Source organism: Paraburkholderia sp. J10-1, assembly GCF_905220165.1.
Lineage (GTDB): Bacteria > Pseudomonadota > Gammaproteobacteria > Burkholderiales > Burkholderiaceae > Paraburkholderia.
In genome coordinates, this window is record NZ_CAJMYW010000002.1 from 1280252 (window position 1) to 1298724 (window position 18473).

Annotated in this window: 18 protein-coding genes; 16 read left to right on the top strand and 2 right to left on the bottom strand. The window is 64.5% G+C overall.

What is annotated here, in order from left to right:
• Nucleotides 1–117: 117 nt before the first annotated feature.
• Nucleotides 118–1512, bottom strand: a complete 1395-nt coding sequence (locus tag U5A65_RS12495; RefSeq protein WP_321946412.1) for a PLP-dependent aminotransferase family protein — start codon at nucleotides 1510–1512, stop codon at nucleotides 118–120.
• 316 nt (nucleotides 1513–1828) lie between these two features.
• Between U5A65_RS12495 and cyoA the strand changes: the two genes are divergently transcribed.
• The 6 genes from cyoA (at nucleotide 1829) to U5A65_RS12525 (ending at nucleotide 6908) form a co-directional block, all read left to right on the top strand.
• Nucleotides 1829–2710, top strand: coding sequence for a ubiquinol oxidase subunit II (gene cyoA / locus U5A65_RS12500; RefSeq protein WP_415764732.1), 882 nt, complete (start codon nucleotides 1829–1831; stop codon nucleotides 2708–2710).
• Between the two features lie 7 nt (nucleotides 2711–2717).
• The gene (gene cyoB, locus U5A65_RS12505) at nucleotides 2718–4727 is read left to right on the top strand and encodes a cytochrome o ubiquinol oxidase subunit I (protein ID WP_321946414.1); all 2010 of its coding nucleotides are present in this window, start codon (nucleotides 2718–2720) and stop codon (nucleotides 4725–4727) included.
• Nucleotides 4728–4730: 3 nt separating this feature from the next.
• Entirely contained in the window at nucleotides 4731–5330 is a 600-nt protein-coding gene (gene cyoC, locus U5A65_RS12510; protein WP_321916420.1) for a cytochrome o ubiquinol oxidase subunit III, read from the top strand.
• The gene (gene cyoD, locus U5A65_RS12515; protein WP_321916422.1) at nucleotides 5327–5701 is read left to right on the top strand and encodes a cytochrome o ubiquinol oxidase subunit IV; all 375 of its coding nucleotides are present in this window, start codon (nucleotides 5327–5329) and stop codon (nucleotides 5699–5701) included. The genes cyoC and cyoD overlap by 4 nt, the downstream gene beginning before the upstream one ends.
• Nucleotides 5702–5837: 136 nt before the next feature.
• Nucleotides 5838–6035, top strand: coding sequence for a CsbD family protein (locus U5A65_RS12520; protein ID WP_321916424.1), 198 nt, complete (start codon nucleotides 5838–5840; stop codon nucleotides 6033–6035).
• Nucleotides 6036–6290: 255 nt separating this feature from the next.
• Nucleotides 6291–6908 carry a histidine phosphatase family protein gene (locus U5A65_RS12525; protein WP_321916425.1) on the top strand — a complete coding sequence of 206 codons (618 nt, stop codon included), beginning with the start codon at nucleotides 6291–6293 and terminating at the stop codon, nucleotides 6906–6908.
• A 20-nt stretch (nucleotides 6909–6928) separates the two neighbouring features.
• On the opposite strand, the gene U5A65_RS12530 is transcribed toward U5A65_RS12525, so the two are convergent.
• Nucleotides 6929–7864: a serine hydrolase gene (locus U5A65_RS12530; protein ID WP_321946415.1), complete on the bottom strand. Its 936-nt coding sequence runs from the start codon at nucleotides 7862–7864 to the stop codon at nucleotides 6929–6931.
• Between the two features lie 351 nt (nucleotides 7865–8215).
• On the opposite strand from U5A65_RS12530, the gene U5A65_RS12535 reads away from it, so the two are divergent.
• The 10 genes from U5A65_RS12535 (at nucleotide 8216) to U5A65_RS12580 (ending at nucleotide 18467) form a co-directional block, all read left to right on the top strand.
• Complete coding sequence (locus U5A65_RS12535) at nucleotides 8216–8896, top strand: MarC family protein (RefSeq protein WP_321916427.1); 681 nt, start codon at nucleotides 8216–8218, stop codon at nucleotides 8894–8896.
• A 126-nt stretch (nucleotides 8897–9022) separates the two neighbouring features.
• Nucleotides 9023–9736 carry a GntR family transcriptional regulator gene (locus U5A65_RS12540; RefSeq protein WP_321916428.1) on the top strand — a complete coding sequence of 238 codons (714 nt, stop codon included), beginning with the start codon at nucleotides 9023–9025 and terminating at the stop codon, nucleotides 9734–9736.
• A gap of 35 nt (nucleotides 9737–9771) precedes the next feature.
• Nucleotides 9772–11031 (top strand): S-methyl-5-thioribose kinase, encoded by a 1260-nt coding sequence (gene mtnK, locus U5A65_RS12545; RefSeq protein WP_321946416.1) that lies wholly within the window; start codon nucleotides 9772–9774, stop codon nucleotides 11029–11031.
• Nucleotides 11032–11101: 70 nt separating this feature from the next.
• Nucleotides 11102–12178 carry an S-methyl-5-thioribose-1-phosphate isomerase gene (gene mtnA, locus U5A65_RS12550; RefSeq protein ID WP_321946417.1) on the top strand — a complete coding sequence of 359 codons (1077 nt, stop codon included), beginning with the start codon at nucleotides 11102–11104 and terminating at the stop codon, nucleotides 12176–12178.
• 71 nt (nucleotides 12179–12249) lie between these two features.
• Entirely contained in the window at nucleotides 12250–12885 is a 636-nt protein-coding gene (locus U5A65_RS12555; protein ID WP_321946457.1) for a class II aldolase/adducin family protein, read from the top strand.
• Nucleotides 12886–13020: 135 nt separating this feature from the next.
• Nucleotides 13021–14130 (top strand): sugar ABC transporter substrate-binding protein, encoded by a 1110-nt coding sequence (locus U5A65_RS12560; protein ID WP_321946418.1) that lies wholly within the window; start codon nucleotides 13021–13023, stop codon nucleotides 14128–14130.
• A 91-nt stretch (nucleotides 14131–14221) separates the two neighbouring features.
• Nucleotides 14222–15760: a sugar ABC transporter ATP-binding protein gene (locus U5A65_RS12565; RefSeq protein ID WP_321946458.1), complete on the top strand. Its 1539-nt coding sequence runs from the start codon at nucleotides 14222–14224 to the stop codon at nucleotides 15758–15760.
• Nucleotides 15757–16761 (top strand): ABC transporter permease, encoded by a 1005-nt coding sequence (locus tag U5A65_RS12570; RefSeq protein ID WP_233271699.1) that lies wholly within the window; start codon nucleotides 15757–15759, stop codon nucleotides 16759–16761. Before U5A65_RS12565 ends, U5A65_RS12570 begins: the two co-directional genes overlap by 4 nt.
• A 57-nt stretch (nucleotides 16762–16818) precedes the next feature.
• Nucleotides 16819–17847 (top strand): dihydroxyacetone kinase subunit DhaK, encoded by a 1029-nt coding sequence (locus U5A65_RS12575; protein ID WP_321946419.1) that lies wholly within the window; start codon nucleotides 16819–16821, stop codon nucleotides 17845–17847.
• Nucleotides 17844–18467 carry a DAK2 domain-containing protein gene (locus U5A65_RS12580; RefSeq protein WP_321933252.1) on the top strand — a complete coding sequence of 208 codons (624 nt, stop codon included), beginning with the start codon at nucleotides 17844–17846 and terminating at the stop codon, nucleotides 18465–18467. Before U5A65_RS12575 ends, U5A65_RS12580 begins: the two co-directional genes overlap by 4 nt.
• The last annotated feature ends 6 nt before the right edge of the window (nucleotides 18468–18473 follow it).

Consider the following 18473-nt stretch of genomic DNA (forward strand, 5'->3'; position numbering starts at 1 on the left):
AATTGTGTGAAAAGTCATCAAAAAAGCATGACCGTGCTAATTAGAGGGGCGCCAAAACTAGCTGTCTACTGCATTGTTTTCATGGCGAAATTGCAGTTTTTGCATGAATCATGGCCGTCACACGATCACTTGCGTCTGCGTGCCGCGGTCGTTCGCGAGCAGTGCCGAGAGCTTGCGCAGCGCGGCCTGCAATGGTTCGCGGCCGCCCGTCGCGCCTAGTGAAATGCGGATCGCGTTCGCGGTTTCCGGGCCTTGCTGGAAGGCCGTGGAGGGCGCGACGGCGAGGCCTTCGCTGCTCGCGGCGACGGCCAGTTCGCGCGCCTGCCAGTAGCGCGGCAGCGTGTACCAGAGATGAATTCCCGCGCCCGCCGACGATCCCAACGTGTGCGCCGCGACGCGCTGGCGCTCGCGCGCCTCGGTCTTCACATCGGCAAAGATTTGCTCGGCGATGCCTTCTTCGATCCAGTGCGTGGCGAGCGAGTTGGTAAGCGGTGCGGCCATGAGCGAGAACGTGCGCAGCGCGCTCACGAGGCGCGTATGTGCCTCTTCATCGGGCAGCGCGAGATAGGCCGTGCGCAAACCAGGCGAGAGCGTTTTGGACAGCGTTGCGAGATAGCAGACCTGAGCGGGCGCGATGCGCGCGAGCGGCGCGGGCGCATCGGGCGCGAAGCGCCAATAAGGATCGTCTTCGACGATGCGCGCGCCGCAGCGCTGCGCGACCTGCACGATCTCGAGGCGGCGCGCCTCTGGCATGGTCGCCGTGGTCGGGTTCTGCAGCGTGGGGTTCAGGTAGATGAGCCGCGCCGCGTGCTCGCGGCAAGCTGCTTCCAGCGCGTCGGGCCGCATGCCGTGGGCATCGACGGCAATGGGCTCGATACGGCGGCCCAGTTGCGCCGCCGCGTGCGGCAGGCCCGGGTAGAGCAGCGGCTCTGCGAGGATGACGTCGCCAGGCTGCGTGAAGGCGAGGATGAGCGCGGCGAGCGCCGCTTGTGCGCCTGGGCAGACCACCACGCGCTCCGGCGCAACGGGGCCGAGCATGGGCTGCAGCCACTTCGCGCCCGCTTGCCAGTCGGCGCGGCCGCCGCCGCCCATGTGGTAGGTCATCAGCAGATCGGCGTCGCTGCGTACCAGCACGCGCGCCATGCCTTCGCGCAGCAGCGCGTTCATGTCGAGGCCAGCGGGTGCGGGCGGAATGTTCATGCTGAGGTCCACGCGCTGCAGCCACTCGGCGCGTGGCGCGGCGATGAACGTACCAAGTGGCCCGCGCGCCTCGATCAGCCCGCGTCGCCGCGCTTCGTTGAAGCCGCGCGTGACGGTGGTCAGATCGACTGAAAGCAGAGTGGCGAGGCTGCGTTGCGCGGGCACGCGTTCGCCGGGGCGCAGCGTGCCTTGCGCCACCGCACCTTCGATGAATTCGGCGAGCCGCAGATAACGCGGGCCGTTGCCGGACTGCATTGCCGTGGCCCATACGTTGATCTCGCCGCCGCTTTCGGCAGGGTGGTTGTGTGTCATTGTGTCGCGGATGTATGCGTCATGTCTTACTCTAGCATGCGTGCATGAAGCGCGTAAATCCATACATATAGGCTATGTATGGCTTCTGTGACGGCCCTGCGGGGCGGTTCGTGCGGCAGCAGAGTGAGCACGTATGGATGGGTTTGCGCGAACGTCAACCTTGGAACCAGACATGCGCAATCCAGACCCTCGCTCAGGGCGGGCCGCTACGGCCGGCCCGCCTTCTTCATCACATCCTCCGCTTCTTGCCCGCCTCGCGCGCCGCGCGGCCCTCGCCGCGGTGGCCGCGCCGCTCGTGCTGCTCAGCGGCTGCAACATGGCGCTGCTCGCCCCGAAGGGCGATATCGGCGTGCAGGAAAAGAATCTGATTCTGATCGCGCTCGGGCTGATGCTGCTCGTCGTGATTCCCGTGATCGCGCTCACGCTGTGGTTCGCGTGGCGCTACCGGGCTTCCAATACGAGTGCGACCTACGCGCCGCGCTGGTCGCATTCCACGGCCATTGAAGTGGTGGTGTGGACGATTCCCTGCGTGATCGTGCTCACGCTCGCCGTGCTCATCTGGCGCACCACACACTCGCTCGACCCGTATCGCCCGATCGAATCGCAAACGAAGCCGGTGCGCGTGGACGTGGTCGCGCTCAACTGGAAGTGGCTGTTCATCTACCCGGATTACGGTGTGGCTTCCGTGAACCAGCTCGCGATTCCCGTGGACACGCCCGTTGAGTTCAACCTCACCGCCGAGTCGCTGATGAATTCGTTCTTCATTCCGCAACTGGGCAGCCAGGTGTATGCGATGCCGGCCATGCAGACGAAGCTGCACCTCATCGCGAACGAGCCCGGTGTGTATGCGGGCCGCTCGGCGGCCTTCAGCGGCCCGGGCTTCTCCGACATGCATTTCGACACGCTAGCCAAGAGCCGCGCCGATTTCGACGCGTGGATCGCGCAAGCCAAGGCGTCGCCCACGATGCTGAGCCGCGCAGCCTACGAACAGCTCGCGCAACCTGGCGAAAAGACGCCCGTGACGCTCTATTCGAATGTCGCGCCGGGCCTGTTCGACGGCGTGGTCGGCAAATACATGCGCGACGTGCACGGCAACCCGATTTGCGGCACGGTCCCCAGCGCGGCTCACAGCGCGCCCCCTGGCGCGAGCGCCTCGGCGCTCAAGCTCAACCGTAGCGCCATCCTGGCAGCGGAGTAATCACACCATGTTCGGAAAACTCACGCTCGACGCCGTTCCCTGGCACGAGCCGATCATCATGGGCACGGGCGCTGTCGTCGCGCTCGGCGGCCTCGCCTTGCTCGCCGCGATCACGATCGCTGGCAAGTGGGGCTATTTGTGGCGCGAGTGGATCACCTCGGTCGATCACAAGCGCATTGGCGTCATGTACATCATTCTTGCGGTCGTCATGCTGCTGCGCGGTTTCGCCGACGCGATCATGATGCGCGCGCAACAAGCTATTGCCTACGGCGACTCGGCGGGCTATCTGCCGCCGCATCACTACGACCAGATCTTCACGGCGCATGGCGTCATCATGATCTTCTTCGTGGCCACGCCGCTCATTCTCGGCTTGATGAACGTGGTCGTGCCGCTGCAGATCGGTGCGCGCGACGTGGCTTATCCGTTCGTCAACTCGCTGAGCTTCTGGCTCTCCGTGGTGGGCGCGGTGCTCGTGATGGTCTCGATGTTCGTGGGCGATTTCGCGGCCACGGGGTGGGTGGCGTATCCACCGCTATCGGAGCTTGGCTATAGTCCGACCGTTGGTATGGATTACTACATATGGTCGCTGCAACTATCGGGTCTAGGCACCACGCTCTCGGGCATCAACTTCATCGTCACGATCCTGCGCATGCGCGCGCCGGGCATGGACATGATGAAGATGCCGGTGTTCGTGTGGACGGCGTTCATCACCAACATCCTGATCGTCGCCGTGTTCCCGGTGCTTACCGGCACGCTCGCGCTGCTCACGATGGACCGCTACTTCGACATGCATTTCTTCACGAACGAGCTGGGCGGCAACGCGATGATGTACATCAACCTGATCTGGGTCTGGGGTCACCCGGAGGTGTACATCCTGATCCTGCCTGCGTTCGGTGCGTACTCGGAAATCATCGCGACGTTTTCGGGCAAGCCGCTATTCGGCTACAAGTCGATGGTCTATGCCACGTCGTCGATCGGCATTCTCTCGTTCTTCGTCTGGCTGCACCACTTCTTCACGATGGGCTCGGGCGCGAACGTCAACGCGTTCTTCGGCATCATGACCACGGTCATTTCGATCCCGACCGGCGTGAAGCTCTTCAACTGGCTCTTCACGATGTATCGCGGCCGCATTCGCTATCACAGCGCCACGCTGTGGACCATCGGCTTCATGGTGACGTTCGCGGTGGGCGGCATGACCGGCGTGCTGCTGGCCGTGCCGGGCGCGGACTTCGTGCTGCACAACTCGCTCTTTCTCGTTGCGCACTTTCACAACGTGATCATCGGCGGCGTGGTGTTCGGCTGCCTCGCAGGCGTGAGCTTCTGGTTCCCCAAGGTGTTCGGTTTCACGCTCAATGAGTTCTGGGGCAAGGTGTCGTTCTGGTGCTGGCTGATCGGCTACTGGCTCGCGTTCACGCCGCTCTACATCCTCGGCTTCGAGGGCATGACGCGCCGCATGAACCACTACGAAGTGGCCGAGTGGCATCCGTGGCTCGTAGTGGCGCTCGTGGGCGCAGTGTTCGTGGGCCTCGGCATTCTTGCGTTCATCGTGCAGATCGTGGTGAGCCTGCGTGATCGCGAAGCGAACCGCGACGTGACCGGCGACCCGTGGGACGGCCGCAGCCTCGAATGGTCGACCGCTTCGCCTGCGCCGTTCTACAACTTCGCCGTGCTGCCGGAGATCACCTCGATGGAGCAGCACTGGGACAACAAGGAAGCCGGCCGCGCCTACGTGCAGCCGCGCAAGTACGAAGACATCCACATGCCGCGCAACACGGGCGCGGGCTTCATCATCGCCGCGTTCAGCCTGCTGTTCGGCTTCGCGATCGTGTGGCACATGTGGCTGTTCGCGGCGGTGGGGCTCGTGGGCATGATCGCCACGTTCATCGTGCGCACCTACGACCAGGATGTGGATTACTGGGTCCCGGCGGCCGAGGTCGAGCGCATTGAAAACGCGCGCTTCAGGCAACTCGGCATCCGGCGTTTCGATCAATCCGAGCAACTCGAGGAGATGGCTTAAACCATGGCTCACGCTGCTATTACTCACGCCCATGGTCATGGTCACGACGACAGCGCCAAGACCACACTAGGCTTCTGGATCTACCTGATGAGCGACTGCCTCATCTTCGCGACGCTCTTCGCCACCTTCGGCGTGCTCGCGAATGCGACGGCAGGCGGTCCGGGTGCGAAGGATCTGTTCGAACTGCCGTACGTATTGGGCGAAACACTGCTGCTGCTGGCGAGCAGCGTCACGTTCGGCATGGCCATGCTGGGTCTCTACGCGCAGCGGCGCGGCCAGGTGATTGCGTGGCTCGCGGTGACGTTCCTGTTCGGTGCGGGCTTTGTCGCGATGGAGTTGAACGAGTTCGCCAAACTCATCGCCGATGGCGCGGGGCCCGGCACGAGCGCGTACCTTTCGGCGTATTTCACGCTGGTCGGCACGCACGGACTGCATGTCACCGCGGGTCTGCTGTGGATCGCGATCATGATGCACCAGACCTTCAAGTTTGGCCTGACCGGCACGGTCCGCCGCCGCCTCGCGTGCCTGAGCCTCTTTTGGCACTTTCTCGATCTCGTGTGGATCTGTGTGTTTACGTTCGTTTATCTGCGAGGTTTCCTGTGAGCCAATCTCATGCCACTCATCACGCCGTGCATGACGCGTCGCACGGCAGCCTCAAGGGCTACATGATCGGCACCGTGCTCTCGCTCGTGCTCACGCTGGCATCGTTCGGCGTCGTGATGTTTCGAGTCGTTTCGCCGGGCTTCGGGCTGGCCGCCATCGTCGTGCTCTGTATTGCGCAGCTTGTCGTGCAACTCGTGTATTTCCTGCACATCGGCGCGTCGCGCGAGCAGCGTTCGAATACGGCGATCTTTATCTGCACGGCGTTTCTGATTGCGGTGATCGTCGGGCTTTCGCTGTGGGTCATGCACAACGCGAACGTCAACATGATGCCCACGCAGATCTCGATCGACCGGGCCATGGCGCACGATTGACGGCCGACCTGACGTTGCGTCCCTGAATCAGCGCGCTGCGGAATACGACAGCGCGCGGCCACCGGGCACCTCGGGCACAGTGCATGCGCTATACGAAGCGTCGCGACACACCGTCGCTTTTACGTGGAGTGGGACCATGAACAAGGACCAGGTGAAGGGCACGGCTGAAAAGGTGAAGGGCAAGATCAACGAGGCCGTGGGCCGCGCAACCGACAACCCGGCGCGTGAATTGAAGGGCGACCTCCAGCAGGAAGCCGGCCAGGCACGCAAGAACGTCGGTGACATGAAGGAGGCCGCAAAGGACATGGCGAAGGACATCAAGCGCCATCACTGATGAACGATCGCTAACCCACGGCGCCGCCGTCTCGCAAGAGGCGGCGGCGTCATGTTGTGCGCATGCGGCGAAAGCGAATCGATACGGAGTGCAAATCGATGGTGCGACGGCGTGGCACGGTGGCCTCGCCGCTTTCGATATGCCTTCATTATTCCGTGTGAAACACGGTGGCCGCGGCGCGGCGAAATGTCCTCGAAACAGGTATGCTGCAGGCATCCCGTGTGTCCCGCGCGGGGCGCGAACGTGGAGTTTCCGATGTCTGCCAATCCTGCCAGCGTGTCCTCCGGACTGCGCGAAGTCTGGCTGATCCGTCATGGCGAAACGCAGTGGAGCCTATCTGGGCAGCACACCGGGCGCACCGATATTGCGCTCACCGAGCACGGACGCGAGCAGGCGCGCTCGCTGACGCCGTCGCTCGCCACGCAGCGCTTCGACGCGGTGCTTTGCAGCCCGATGGCACGGGCCATCGAGACGTGCCAGCTCGCGGGCCTTGGCGGCGAGATGAGAATTTCGGCCGACCTGCACGAATGGGACTACGGGATCTACGAAGGCCTCAAGACCGCCGACATCCGCAAGACCGAACCGGACTGGAGCGTGTGGCATTCGCCCATCGCGCAGGGCGAGGATCTCGCGCGCGTTCAGGCGCGCGCCGCGGCGGTGATCGACGGCTTGCTGGCCATGCATGGCCGCGTGGCCTTGTTTTCGCACGCGCATTTCCTGCGCGCATTGGGGGGCTGCTGGATTTCGGGTTCGGCGGCGCTAGGCGAGCATCTGTATCTCGACACGGCTTCGGTGAGCATTCTCGGCTTCGACCACGAAAGCCGCGCCATACGCCGCTGGAATGCGCTCGGCGAACGCAGGGCGTTGATGTGAAGTAGCCCTGGCGCGTTTGCTCAGCGCAAGGAACACGACAGCCAATGCGCAACACGCACGCCGTCCAGGCGCGAACCCTCCGGCGTGGCGCTCCCGAGGAGTGTGACGATCACGGGCCGCCGCCCGTGCACCATCACGCGCATCACCATATTGTGGCCGGACTCGTTGATGAAGCCGGTTTTCTGCACGCTCGCGCGCACCTGACCGTAGCGCACCAGCCGATTGCTGTTCACGTACTGCAACTGTCCGTGGCCCGTGGGCACGCGTTCCTCATGGTCGATCGAATAGCGGCGAATGAGTGGATAGCCATTGGCCGCCTGCACGAGGCTCGCCAACTCGCTCGCGGTTGAAACGTTCTGCGGCGAAAGCCCGGTCCCGTTGACGAAATGCGTGTGCGTCATGCCCAGACGCTGTGCTTTCGCGTTCATCGCCGCGATGAACGCAGGCCGCCCACCCGGATAGTCGCGGCTGAGCGCCGCAGCCGCGCGGTTCTCCGAGGACATCAGCGCGACGTGCAGCATGTTGGCACGCGTGAGTGAGGCTCCGACGTCAAGGCGCGAATGCGTGAATTTGAGCGTGTCGAGATCGGCGGTCGTGACCGAGAGTTGTTGTTGCAGCGGCGCATGCGCGCTGTCGAGCCAGACGATCGCCGTCATGAGTTTCGACACCGACGCGATCGGCGCGACTGCGTCGGCGTTGCGCGCGTAGAGCGGCGTGTGGGTGTTTTCGTCGACAACGTAGATCGCATGCGAAAAGAGCTGCTTGCGCGACGCCGGCGTGAAGCCGCAGCGCGCGAGCAGGCGAGGGGTGTGCGCGTTCTTGGCGCTCGCGTATGCCGTGTGTTGAGGAACCGGCGGCGAGCTGAGCTTCGGTTTCGCACGTTTGGTACGGCGCTTCGGTCCCGAGAGTCTGGTGGCGGTCGCATCGGCAGGCATCGAGCGATGTGCCGGTTTCATCTTGTGCGCGACTCTCTTTTTCTTTTTGGACGGTGCGTGGGCAGTTCCTTCGGCCGCCGTGTGATGAACGGTAGCGCGAGCCGAAGCGGGAGACGCGCCAGCCGCGAGGCCTGCGGCAATCAGCACGAGCAGACTGGGCAGCAACCGAAGTCGGGAAACAAGAGGCATCGACAAATGGGCTTGAACGCCGGCTTTGCGCAGCGTGCTTTGGGATTTTGGCGGCTTTGTTCGAGCCACATTGGACGATGAAGTTCCATTCCGGCTCCATAATGATCGTTCAGTGGGACCATCGTCGTATGGAACGGGCCTCGAGCGGGCCCATATACTTCGCGAAGCCAAGGGAGCGCAGAGATGCTCAATCAACTCTCCGACACGTTCCTCCTCGTCTTCGCCGGGCTCTTTCCTGTGCTCAATCCGCCGGCGGCGGGGTTCATCGTGCTGAGCATGCTGCCGCATGCGAGCGCCAGCGACCGCGCATTTCTCGCGCGCATCATCGCCATCAACAGCCTGTTCATCCTGCTCGGCTCGCTGATCATGGGGGCCTATGTGCTCTCGTTTTTCGGCATATCGATACCGGTTTTGCGGGTCGCGGGCGGGTTGGTCATTGCGTTCGCGGGCTGGAATCTGCTTCACAAGTCGTCCGATGGCGGGGATAGCTCGGCCTCGCAGGCGCCGCCGGACCCGGTGCGCAGAGCGACGCTGCGCGCCACGGCGTTTTATCCGCTCACGCTGCCGGTCACCGTTGGGCCGGGGTCGATTGCGGTCGCGATTGCGCTGGGCACCGGCCGGCCGCGCGGTCACGTGCAACTCGTCAATGTCGTGGGCGTGTTGCTCGCGCTGATCGTGCTTTGCGGCTGCATTTATCTGTGCGTGCGTTTCGCGGGGCACGTGGGCAAGCGGCTCGGGCCGGTTGGCACCGAAGTACTGATGCGGCTGCTCGCATTCGTGCTGCTGTGCATCGGCCTGCAGATTTTGTGGCTCGGGCTCGAAGAACTGCTCGAGTCCGCGGCGCTTTCGGTCAGTATCAAATAACGCCGCGCGCCGCCGCGGCCATCGTCATGTTGCGCCGCATGAGAGGGAAAACCACGAGCCAAGACATCAGACGTCTGATGTAGATTGGAGCCCTATGTACCCAACCCACGCAACGATGCGGCAAACATGCGCCTGAGCGTCGATCAGTCGATGTGCGAGCGAATCCAGGATTCGCTGCTGGAAATGATCCGCGAGCGCTCGCTCAAGCCGGGCGATCAAATCCCGCCGGAGCCCGAACTTTGCGAGCTGTTGGGCGTGGGCCGCTCCAGCCTGCGGGAGGCGGTCGCGCAGATGATTTCCCACGGTCTTCTCACGCGTGTGCACGGCAAGGGGACCTTCGTCAGACAAATTACGCTCAAGCTGCAAGGCGGTCTGGATGATCTGATGTCTGTGACGGACATGATACGCAGTGTCGGGGCGGTGCCTTCCACGAGCCGCTTGCAGGTGAGGACGATCGCGGCTTCCGGCAGTCTCGCGCTAAAACTCGGCCTCGCCGAAGGCGATCCCTGCGTGCGGTTCGAGCGCGTGCGTCGCGCCGACGATGCGATTGCCGCGTACTGCATCGATATCGTTCCGAAGGCGTTGCTGGAAGGGCATGAACTGGGCGAGTCGCTGTTCGGCACGCTGGAGCGCGCGGGCGTGCGGCTTTCCCACACCCATAGTTCGATCCAGCCGACCATTCTCACCCCGCGCGATTTGCCGGAATTGCAGGAGAACATCGGCATGTTTCTGCTGATCGACGAAGTGGATTTCGATGAGACCGGTCGCGCGGTCTGCTACAGCAACGACTATTACAACGCCAGCATTTTCAAGTTCGATCTCGTGCGCAAGCGACGTTAGGCGGGCCAGCGGCCCATTTTCCCGACAGGAAACGTATGCACTTCGAAGCTTTCAGCTCTTCCGAACTGACCGAATACCTGCTGGGTATTCCGGCCGTTTGCGCAAGGCTTGGCGACGACAGCGAATTGCAGGTCGTCGAAGTGGGCGACGGCAACCTCAACTACGTCTACTTCGTGAGCAGCGCGCGCGACCCGCGCCTGAGCGTCGTTGTGAAGCAGGCGCCGCCGTACCTGCGGCTGGTTGGCGAAGCGTGGCCCTTGCCGCGCGAGCGCATGGAGCGCGAAGTGGCGGCGTTGCGGCGCTTCGGCGCACTGTGCCCGGAGCACGTGCCACGCGTTTTTCACGCGGACAACGAGAAGTTCCTCATGGTCATGCAGCGGCTCGATTCGCATCGCGTGCTGCGTGGGGGGCTGATCGACGGCGTCGTGTATCCGCGGCTCGCCGAGCACATTACCACGTATCTCGCGCGCACACTGTTCCATGGCTCCGACCTCTATCTTGCGCCGGATGCAAAGAAAGCGGCGGTGGGCGGCGACATCAATACGGAATTGTGCAAGATCACTGAGGAACTCGTCTTCACGTTCCCGTTCGAAGATCATCCTTCGAACGTCTACAGCCCCGCGCTGCCTGCGGCGGCGATCGAACGGCTGCGCACGCACGAGCCGTTGCGCATTGCGGCGGGCGAAATGAAGTGGGCCTTCATGAACCATGCGGAAACGCTCGTGCACGGCGATCTGCATACGGGCTCGATCATGGCGAACGAACACGAGACCTATGTGATCGACCCCGAGTTCGCTTTTTATGGGCCGATGGGCTTCGATACCGGCGCGTTCATTGCGAACCTGCTGCTCGCGTATTACGCGCGCGACTGGCACGACCGCGAGGCAGGGCGTGAGCCCGCCGTATACCAGGGCTGGCTGCTCGAACAAGTCGAGGCCGTATGGAACGCTTTCGCGCAGAAGTTCGGGCAGATCTGGCGCACGCACGAGCGCGAGACGGGCCAGGCGTACATTGGCGGTCCGGCAGGCACGCCTGCGGCGGAGGCCTTCCGCGACGTTTTTATCAGGCGGCTCTTCGCCGATACGCTCGGCTTTGCGGGCTGCAAGATGATCCGCCGCATCGTGGGTATGGCGAAGGTGGCGGAAATTACGAGTATCAAGGACGAAATGGTGCGGGCGCAGATCGAAGTGCGTTGCCTGAAACTTGCCGAAGCGCTGCTGGTGCGGCGTCGCGAGCTGGCTTCGATCGAGGCGGTCACCGCGCTGGCCGCTCAGGTACTCGCGGAATCGGCGTAAGCGCAAACCGGCTGCCACAATGAGCGGCGCAGCCCGAACAGTCCGGACAACCCGCATCGACGGAGAAAGTATGACGTTGCAGGCGCAACAATCGAGTCTTCCCCCCACCATCGAGTGGCGCGACGGCACCCTTTATCTGCTCGACCAGACACGTTTGCCACGCGAGTGCGTGGTCGAAACCGTGGACACGGTCGAGGCGGTCTGGCGCGCGATACACGAACTGCGCGTTCGCGGCGCACCCGCGATCGGTGTCGCCGCCGCCTACGGGCTGTGCGTGGCGATGCGGCGCGAGCCGGCCGATTCACGCGATACTTTTCTCGCGCGGCTCGAAGCGCACGCCGCGTATCTGGACAGCGCGCGGCCCACAGCGGTGAATCTGCGCTGGGCGCTAGAGCGGATGCTTTCGCGCGCACGCGCCACGCCGGGCGCGACGGGAACAGCGCAGTACGAAGCGCTCGTTGCCGAGGCCAAGCGCATTCATCAAGAGGATATCGAGTTGTGCGCGCAGATCGGCGAAGCGGGGCGCGCGCTGATCACACCCGGCAGCGGCGTGCTTACGCACTGCAATGCCGGTGCGCTGGCCACGGCCGGCATCGGCACGGCGACCGCGCCGCTCTACTGCGCGCATCGGGACGGCGTGGCGTTTCGTGTCTATGCGGACGAAACGCGACCGCTCCTGCAAGGCGCGCGGCTCACCGCCTACGAGTTGCAGCAGGCGGGGCTCGACGTGACGTTGATCACCGATAGCATGGCGCCCACATTGATGGCCCAGGGGCTCATCGACCTCGTGATCGTCGGCACCGACCGCGTGGCCGCGAATGGCGACGTCGCGAACAAGATCGGCACGCTCGGCGTGGCGATCGCGGCGAAGCATTTCGGTATTCCCTTCTACGTGGCATGCCCTTCGTCCACGCTCGATCTGCGTACTGCGAGCGGCGCGGACATCGTGATCGAGGAGCGCGGCGCCGCGGAGGTGACGCATCTCGCGGGGCAACGCACCGCGCCCGAGGGCATCCAGGTACGCAACCCGGCGTTCGACGTGACGCCGCATGCGCTCGTGACCGGCATCGTGACGGAGCGCGGTATCGTACGCGCACCATTCGAGGCGAATCTGGCGGCGCTTTTCGCGACCGGAGCGGCAGCGTGAGCGGCGCGAGCGAAGCGCGCCGTGCGGGCGAGACGGCGCAACGCGCGCGCGATGTGCGGGCGGAGACCGAAATGCGCCAGCAGATCGTCGACACCTCGCGCGAGATGGAGCGTCTCGGCATCAATCAGGGCACGTCGGGCAACGTGAGCGCGCGCTGGCATGACGGCCTCCTGATTACCCCGAGTGGCGTGCCGAGCGCCGCGCTTACGCGCGAGCGCATCGTGTGGATGCCGCTCGATGTGCGCGACGACGATCCGCTGTTCGAAGCACAACGCCCTTCTTCGGAGTGGCGTTTTCATCGCGACATTCTGCGCGCGCGCGCCGACGTGAACGCCGTGGTCCATACGCATTCGCAAGCCGCCACGGCGCTTGCAATTCACAGCCGGGGCATTCCCGCGCATCACTACATGGTGGCCGCGGCGGGCGGCAATTCGATTCGCTGCGCACCGTATGCAACCTTCGGCAGTCAGGCGCTCTCCGACCACGCGCTCGAAGCGCTGCACGAGCGGCTCGCATGCCTGCTCGCGCATCACGGGGTCATTGCGCTTGGGCGCGATCTCGCGCGGGCGCTGTGGCTCGCCCACGAAGTGGAAGTGCTCGCGAAGCAGTATTTGCTGGCGTGCCAACTGGGCGAGCCGCCGCTGCTTTCGGATGCGCAAATGGAGGAGGTCATCGAGAAGTTCAAGGGCTACGGCCCGCGCAAGTAATGCGCGGGCGTTCGCGCGCCCGTGCAGTCGCGGCGATGCAACACACGCGATACACACGCGGTAAAAACGATTACGCAGTCGGTTGGCGGTTCGCAGGTCAGTCAAAAACCAGCAGATCAAAAACAGGAGACGGTGATGGCGTGGAGTTCAGCAGGGTTCGACAGATGGGTGGCGCGCAGCGCGCGCATGGGCGCAACGGCCGGCGTGACAATGTTCGCCGCCGCCGCAATGCTGGCAGGCTGCTCGAAGAGCGAGTCGCCTTCGACCACGGCGGCGGCAAGCGACGCCGCTGCCGCGAGCGCACCGGCGCAAGCCGCGGCGGCGCCGGTCACGAAGATCAAGGTGGGCTTTTCGATCGCCACGCTCAATAACGCATTCTTCGTAGGCCTGAAGAATGGCGTGGAGCGTGGCGCGGAAAAGCAGGGCTTCGATCTCGTGCAGACCAACGCAAACGGCGACGCCCAGCAGCAGGTCAACGACACGCTCAACCTGCTGAGCCAGGGCGTGCAGGCGATCGTGCTCAATCCGATCGATTCGAAGGCGATTATCCCGGCCGTCGAGAAAGCCAATTCGATGAACGTGCCGGTCTTCATGCTCGACCGGGGCTCGGACGGCGGGAAGGTCACCTCGTTCGTCGCTTCGGATAACGTAGCGCTTGGCTCCACCGGCGCGAAGTGGATCGCCGACCAGTTGAGCAAGCGCTACGGCTCGCCCAAGGGCAATGTGGTGGACCTGATCGGCCTCATCGGCACGACGGCGGCGACGGATCGCGAAAAGGGCTTCTCGGAAGAGATCGCGAAGTATCCCGACATCAAGGTCGTCGCGCGCCAGGAAGGCGGCTTCGATCAGGAGAAGTCGCTCAACGCGATGACGAGCATCCTGCAGAAATATCCGCAGATCGATGCGGTATTCGGCGCGAACGACGACAACACGGTGGGCGCGGAAAAAGCCATCGACAATGCGGGCCGCTACAAGCCGCTCGGCGACCCGGGCCACATCATGGTGATCGGTGCGGACGGCACGGCGCAGGCGCTTTCGGCGATCCGTGCGGGCAAGCAGGACGCGACGATTTCGCAGAACCCGATCGGCATGTCCGCCAAGGCGATGACGTTCATCACCGACTACGAGACGAAGAAGGACGTGCCCGCGAACTACGCGTGGCCGACCTATCTGATCGACAAGTCGAATATCGATTCGGATGGCGTGAAGCAATACGGCTTGTGGGCGCTCGAAGTCAAGCAGTAACGGGCGGTCTTAAGCGCCGGCCGCATGCGTTGCGTGCGCCGGCGCCCGGGATGAACGGATGAAACGCGAATCAGGTTCGGCAATGCACGCAATGCACGTATCGCAGCAAGAGAACACTCGCGCGGACGGCAGGACAGGCGCGCCGCCGCTTTTGCGCATGAGCGGCATCGTCAAGAGTTTTCCCGGCGTGAAGGCGCTGCGAGGCGTGAGCCTCGAACTGCATGCGGGGCACGTGATGGCGATCGTCGGCGAGAACGGCGCGGGCAAGTCATCGCTCATCAAGACGCTTTCCGGCGCTTACGAGCCGGACGAAGGCACGATCGAGATCGACGGCGTGCGTCTCGCGCGCGGCACACAGGCCGCGATCGACGCCGGCGTGGCCGTGATCTATCAGGAGCTTTCGCTCGTCAACGACATGACGGTGGCCGAAAACCTCTTTCTTGGCCGCATGCCGCGGCGCCATGGCCTCGTCGATCATCGCCGCGCGAACGCCATGGCGCGCGAAGCGCTCGCCCAGGTGGGGCTGGAAGGCGTGCCGCCGACCATGCGCCTGGGCGATCTGCCGCTCAACAAGCGTCAGCTCGTGGAGGTGGCGAAGGCGCTCGCGCGCGAGGCGCGCATTCTCGTGATGGACGAGCCCACGGCCGCGCTCCAGCATCACGATATCGAACATCTCTACGCCGTGGTGCGGCGCCTGCGCGCGTCGGGCATGGGCATCATCTTCATTTCGCACCATCTCGAAGATGTGTTCGAACTCGCCGATTCGGCCGTGGTGATGCGTGACGGCGCAACGGTCGGCGCGCGGCCGATGGCTGACTGGAACGAACCGGCGCTCGTGCAGGCCATGGTCGCGCGCAATCTCGACTCGTTCTATCCATGGGAGGCGCGTCCCTATGGGGACGTGGTCCTGGAAGCGCACAACTTGGCGAGCGCGCCTGTTCTTCGCGACGCGAGTTTCAGCATTCGCGCGGGCGAGATCGTGGGCATAGGCGGCATTGCGGGCGCGGGACGCACCGAGCTTCTGAAAACGTTATGCGGCGCGCTGCCGCTCACCGGTGGCGAACTGCGGCTGCGCGGGCGCAGGATCGCGCTGCGCTCGCCCGCGCAAGGCATGCGCGCAGGCATTGTCTACACCGCCGAGGACCGCAAGCTCGAAGGACTCGTGCTCGAAGCGAGCATCGAGGAAAACGTCGCGCTTTCGAGCTTGCGCGCGCTGGTGCGCGGCGGCTTTGTTAGCGCCGCGAAAAAACGCCGGCTCGCGCGCGAGGCGGTCGAGCGCTTCGCGGTGCGCGCGCCGTCGGTCACGTCGCTCACGGGCAATCTTTCGGGCGGCAATCAGCAGAAAGTGATTCTCGGGCGCGCGAGCGCCACGTCGCCGGCAGTCATCCTGCTCGACGAGCCCACGCGCGGCATCGACGTCGGCGCGAAGACCGAGATCTATGCGCATATCGTCGCGATGGCGCGCGCGGGCGCAGCCGTCGTGCTCGTCAGCTCCGAACTGCCTGAACTGCTCGGCATGTCCGACCGCGTGCTCGTGATGTATCGCGGCAGCATCGTCGGCGAGGTCGCGCGCGAGCACGCCAGCTCGGAGACGATCATTCAATGGGCTACCACCGGAGTTGCAGCATGACGTCCACCACGGTTCGACCGCGTGAAGAAACACCCACCCTGCAACAGCGCGTGCTGCGCCAGATGCGCAGCGGCCTCGGACCGCTCATTGCGGCGCTCGTACTGATCTGCGTTGCGCTCTCGCTGGCCTCGCCGGAGTTTCTCACCACGAGCACGCTCACCAACATCATGGTGCAGGTGTCCGTGGTCGGCATCGCGGCGGTGGGCGGCACGTTCGTGATCATCACGTCGGGCATCGATCTTTCCGTGGGCTCGCTCGTCGCGCTGAGCGGCATGGTGGCGGCGACGGTGATGGCCGGGGCGAGCCCCGACGCCGTTGGCCTTGGCGTGGCGGGCCTCGTCATCGCGCTCGTAACCGGTGCGGCCGTGGGCGCACTCAACGGCTTCGGCATTGCGTGGCTACGGCTCGTGCCGTTCATCGTCACGCTCGCGATGATGGCGATGGGGCGGGGCCTCACGCTTGCCATTTCGGACGGCCGCACGAAATTCGACTTCCCCAATGTGTTTACCGCGTTCGGCGCCAAGACGTTTGCAGGCTTGCCCGCGCCGATGCTCGTGATGCTGGCCGTATTCGTCATTGGGCACGTATTGCTGCGAAAAACCGAATTTGGTCACCAGGTGTTCGCTGTGGGCGGCAACAAGGAAGCGGCGCGGCTCGCGGGTATTCCGGTCAGCCGCGTGATCTTTCTGACCTACATGTTCGCGGGCGTGACCGCCGCGATTGCGGGCATCGTGCTCGCGGGGCGCCTCAATTCGGCGTTGCCGTCGGCGGCCAACGGGCTGGAGCTGCAGGTGATCGCAGGCGTGGTGATTGGCGGCACCTCGCTCGCGGGCGGCCGCGGCTCGATTGTCGGCACCTTCATCGGCGTCGTGCTGATCGGCGTGATCAATGTCGGGCTCTCGCTGCTTGGCGTCAATCCGTTCTGGACGCAGTTCATCCAGGGCGGCGTGATTCTCGCAGCCGTTTTGCTCGACGCGCTGAGCCAACGGCGCAAGCTTTGAACGCAGAAGTCAACGTTAGCGGTGGTGCGAAGGCCATCCATACAGGAGACGCGACACGTGAAAAAAATCATTAATCATCCTGATCATTTTGTCGACGAGATGATCGACGCCTTGCTGCTCGCCCATCCGGGCTGGCTCAAGCCGGTCACCGCAGACCGGCGCGCGCTCGTGCGCGCCGATGCGCCGAACGCCGGCAAGGTCGGGATTGTGACGGGCGGCGGGTCCGGGCACCTGCCGGCCTTTCTGGGCTACGTAGGCAAGGGGCTCGCAAGCGGCGTGGCCGTGGGCAACGTGTTTTCCTCGCCATCGTCGGAGCAGATCTACGAAGCCACCAAGGCTGTTCACGGCGGCGCGGGCGTGCTCTATCTGTACGGCAACTACGGTGGCGACGTCTTCAACTTCGATCTCGCCGCGGATCTTGCAGACGCAGACGGCATCGAGACCCGCACTGTGCTCGTGGCCGACGATGTGGCGTCTGCGCCGCCCGAACGGGCCTCGGATCGCCGCGGTGTGGCGGGTATGGTGTTCGGCTTCAAGTGCGCGGGCGCGGCGGCCGAACGCGGCGACACGCTCGACGAAGTCGCGCGCATTGCCGCGAAGGCGAACGGCGCGACGCGCACCATGGGCGTGGGCCTCTCGCCAACGATCCTGCCGGCGGCAGGCAAGCCCACCTTCACGCTGCCCGATGGCGAGATGGAGATCGGCATTGGCATTCATGGTGAGCCGGGTACGCATCGCGGCAAGCTCGAGAGCGCAAATGCCATAGCCGAGCGGCTCGCGGGGGCGATCCTGGGCGACCTGCGGGCCGAGGCGGGCGCGAGCGTGGCGCTGCTCGTCAACGGACTCGGTGCGACACCGCTCGAAGAACTGTATCTGCTGTATCGGCGCGCCGAACAGGCCGTTGCCGCAGCAGGGCTGCGCGTGGCGCGCGCTTACGTGGGCGAGTACGTCACGAGCCTCGAAATGGCGGGCGCCTCGATCTCCGTGATGCAACTCGACGAAGAACTCGACACGCTGCTCGACGCACCGGTGTGTTCGCCGTTCTGGCGCGAAGGATGGCGCGTTGACGAGGGAGGTCAGGGATGACTCTTTCGGTAAGCGAAATCAAGGCGCGGCTCATTGGCGCATTGAACGCCATGCCTGCGAGCGCGGACGAATTGCGCGAACTCGACGCCGCACTCGGTGACGGCGACCTGGGCGTGACCGTGAAGGCGGGCTCGCTCGCGGCGGCCGATGCCATCGCGAAGCTGCCCCCCGACGCCGCGCTGGGCGACGTGCTGATCGCCGTGGGCAAGGCGTTCTCTACGGCGAACCCGTCGACGTTCGGCGCGCTCGTGGGCGGCGGGCTGCTCGCGGCTGCGAAGACCGTGGCGGGCCGGCAGGAGGCGGGCAGGGCCGAAGCGCTCGCCATGGGGCGCGCGGTGGCCGCGCGCATTGCCGAGCGGGGCAAGTCGCAGCTCGGTGACAAGACGCTGCTCGATGCACTCGTCCCGAGCCTCGATACGCTTGAAGCGTTTGAATCAGGCAGTGTTGACGAGCGCGCGCTCCTCGACGCGATGATCGACACGGCTGATCGACAGGTTCGTGCGACTGCCGCGTTGCAGTCGAAGAAGGGGCGCGCGGCGTGGGTGCAGGAACGCAGTATCGGTCACGCCGATCCTGGCGCGACCGCGTGGCTCAGGTTTCTTCAAGCCTGGCGAGGTTGAGGTTTG

Coding starts and splice junctions, on each gene's coding strand:
- U5A65_RS12495 (WP_321946412.1), bottom strand. CDS start 1,512: ATGACACACAACCACCCTGCCGAAAGCGGCGGCGAGATCAACGTATGG.
- cyoA (WP_415764732.1), top strand. CDS start 1,829: ATGGCGCTGCTCGCCCCGAAGGGCGATATCGGCGTGCAGGAAAAGAAT.
- cyoB (WP_321946414.1), top strand. CDS start 2,718: ATGTTCGGAAAACTCACGCTCGACGCCGTTCCCTGGCACGAGCCGATC.
- cyoC (WP_321916420.1), top strand. CDS start 4,731: ATGGCTCACGCTGCTATTACTCACGCCCATGGTCATGGTCACGACGAC.
- U5A65_RS12520 (WP_321916424.1), top strand. CDS start 5,838: ATGAACAAGGACCAGGTGAAGGGCACGGCTGAAAAGGTGAAGGGCAAG.
- U5A65_RS12525 (WP_321916425.1), top strand. CDS start 6,291: ATGTCTGCCAATCCTGCCAGCGTGTCCTCCGGACTGCGCGAAGTCTGG.
- U5A65_RS12530 (WP_321946415.1), bottom strand. CDS start 7,864: ATGAAACCGGCACATCGCTCGATGCCTGCCGATGCGACCGCCACCAGA.
- U5A65_RS12535 (WP_321916427.1), top strand. CDS start 8,216: ATGCTCAATCAACTCTCCGACACGTTCCTCCTCGTCTTCGCCGGGCTC.
- U5A65_RS12540 (WP_321916428.1), top strand. CDS start 9,023: ATGCGCCTGAGCGTCGATCAGTCGATGTGCGAGCGAATCCAGGATTCG.
- mtnK (WP_321946416.1), top strand. CDS start 9,772: ATGCACTTCGAAGCTTTCAGCTCTTCCGAACTGACCGAATACCTGCTG.
- mtnA (WP_321946417.1), top strand. CDS start 11,102: ATGACGTTGCAGGCGCAACAATCGAGTCTTCCCCCCACCATCGAGTGG.
- U5A65_RS12555 (WP_321946457.1), top strand. CDS start 12,250: ATGCGCCAGCAGATCGTCGACACCTCGCGCGAGATGGAGCGTCTCGGC.
- U5A65_RS12560 (WP_321946418.1), top strand. CDS start 13,021: ATGGCGTGGAGTTCAGCAGGGTTCGACAGATGGGTGGCGCGCAGCGCG.
- U5A65_RS12565 (WP_321946458.1), top strand. CDS start 14,222: ATGCACGTATCGCAGCAAGAGAACACTCGCGCGGACGGCAGGACAGGC.
- U5A65_RS12570 (WP_233271699.1), top strand. CDS start 15,757: ATGACGTCCACCACGGTTCGACCGCGTGAAGAAACACCCACCCTGCAA.
- U5A65_RS12580 (WP_321933252.1), top strand. CDS start 17,844: ATGACTCTTTCGGTAAGCGAAATCAAGGCGCGGCTCATTGGCGCATTG.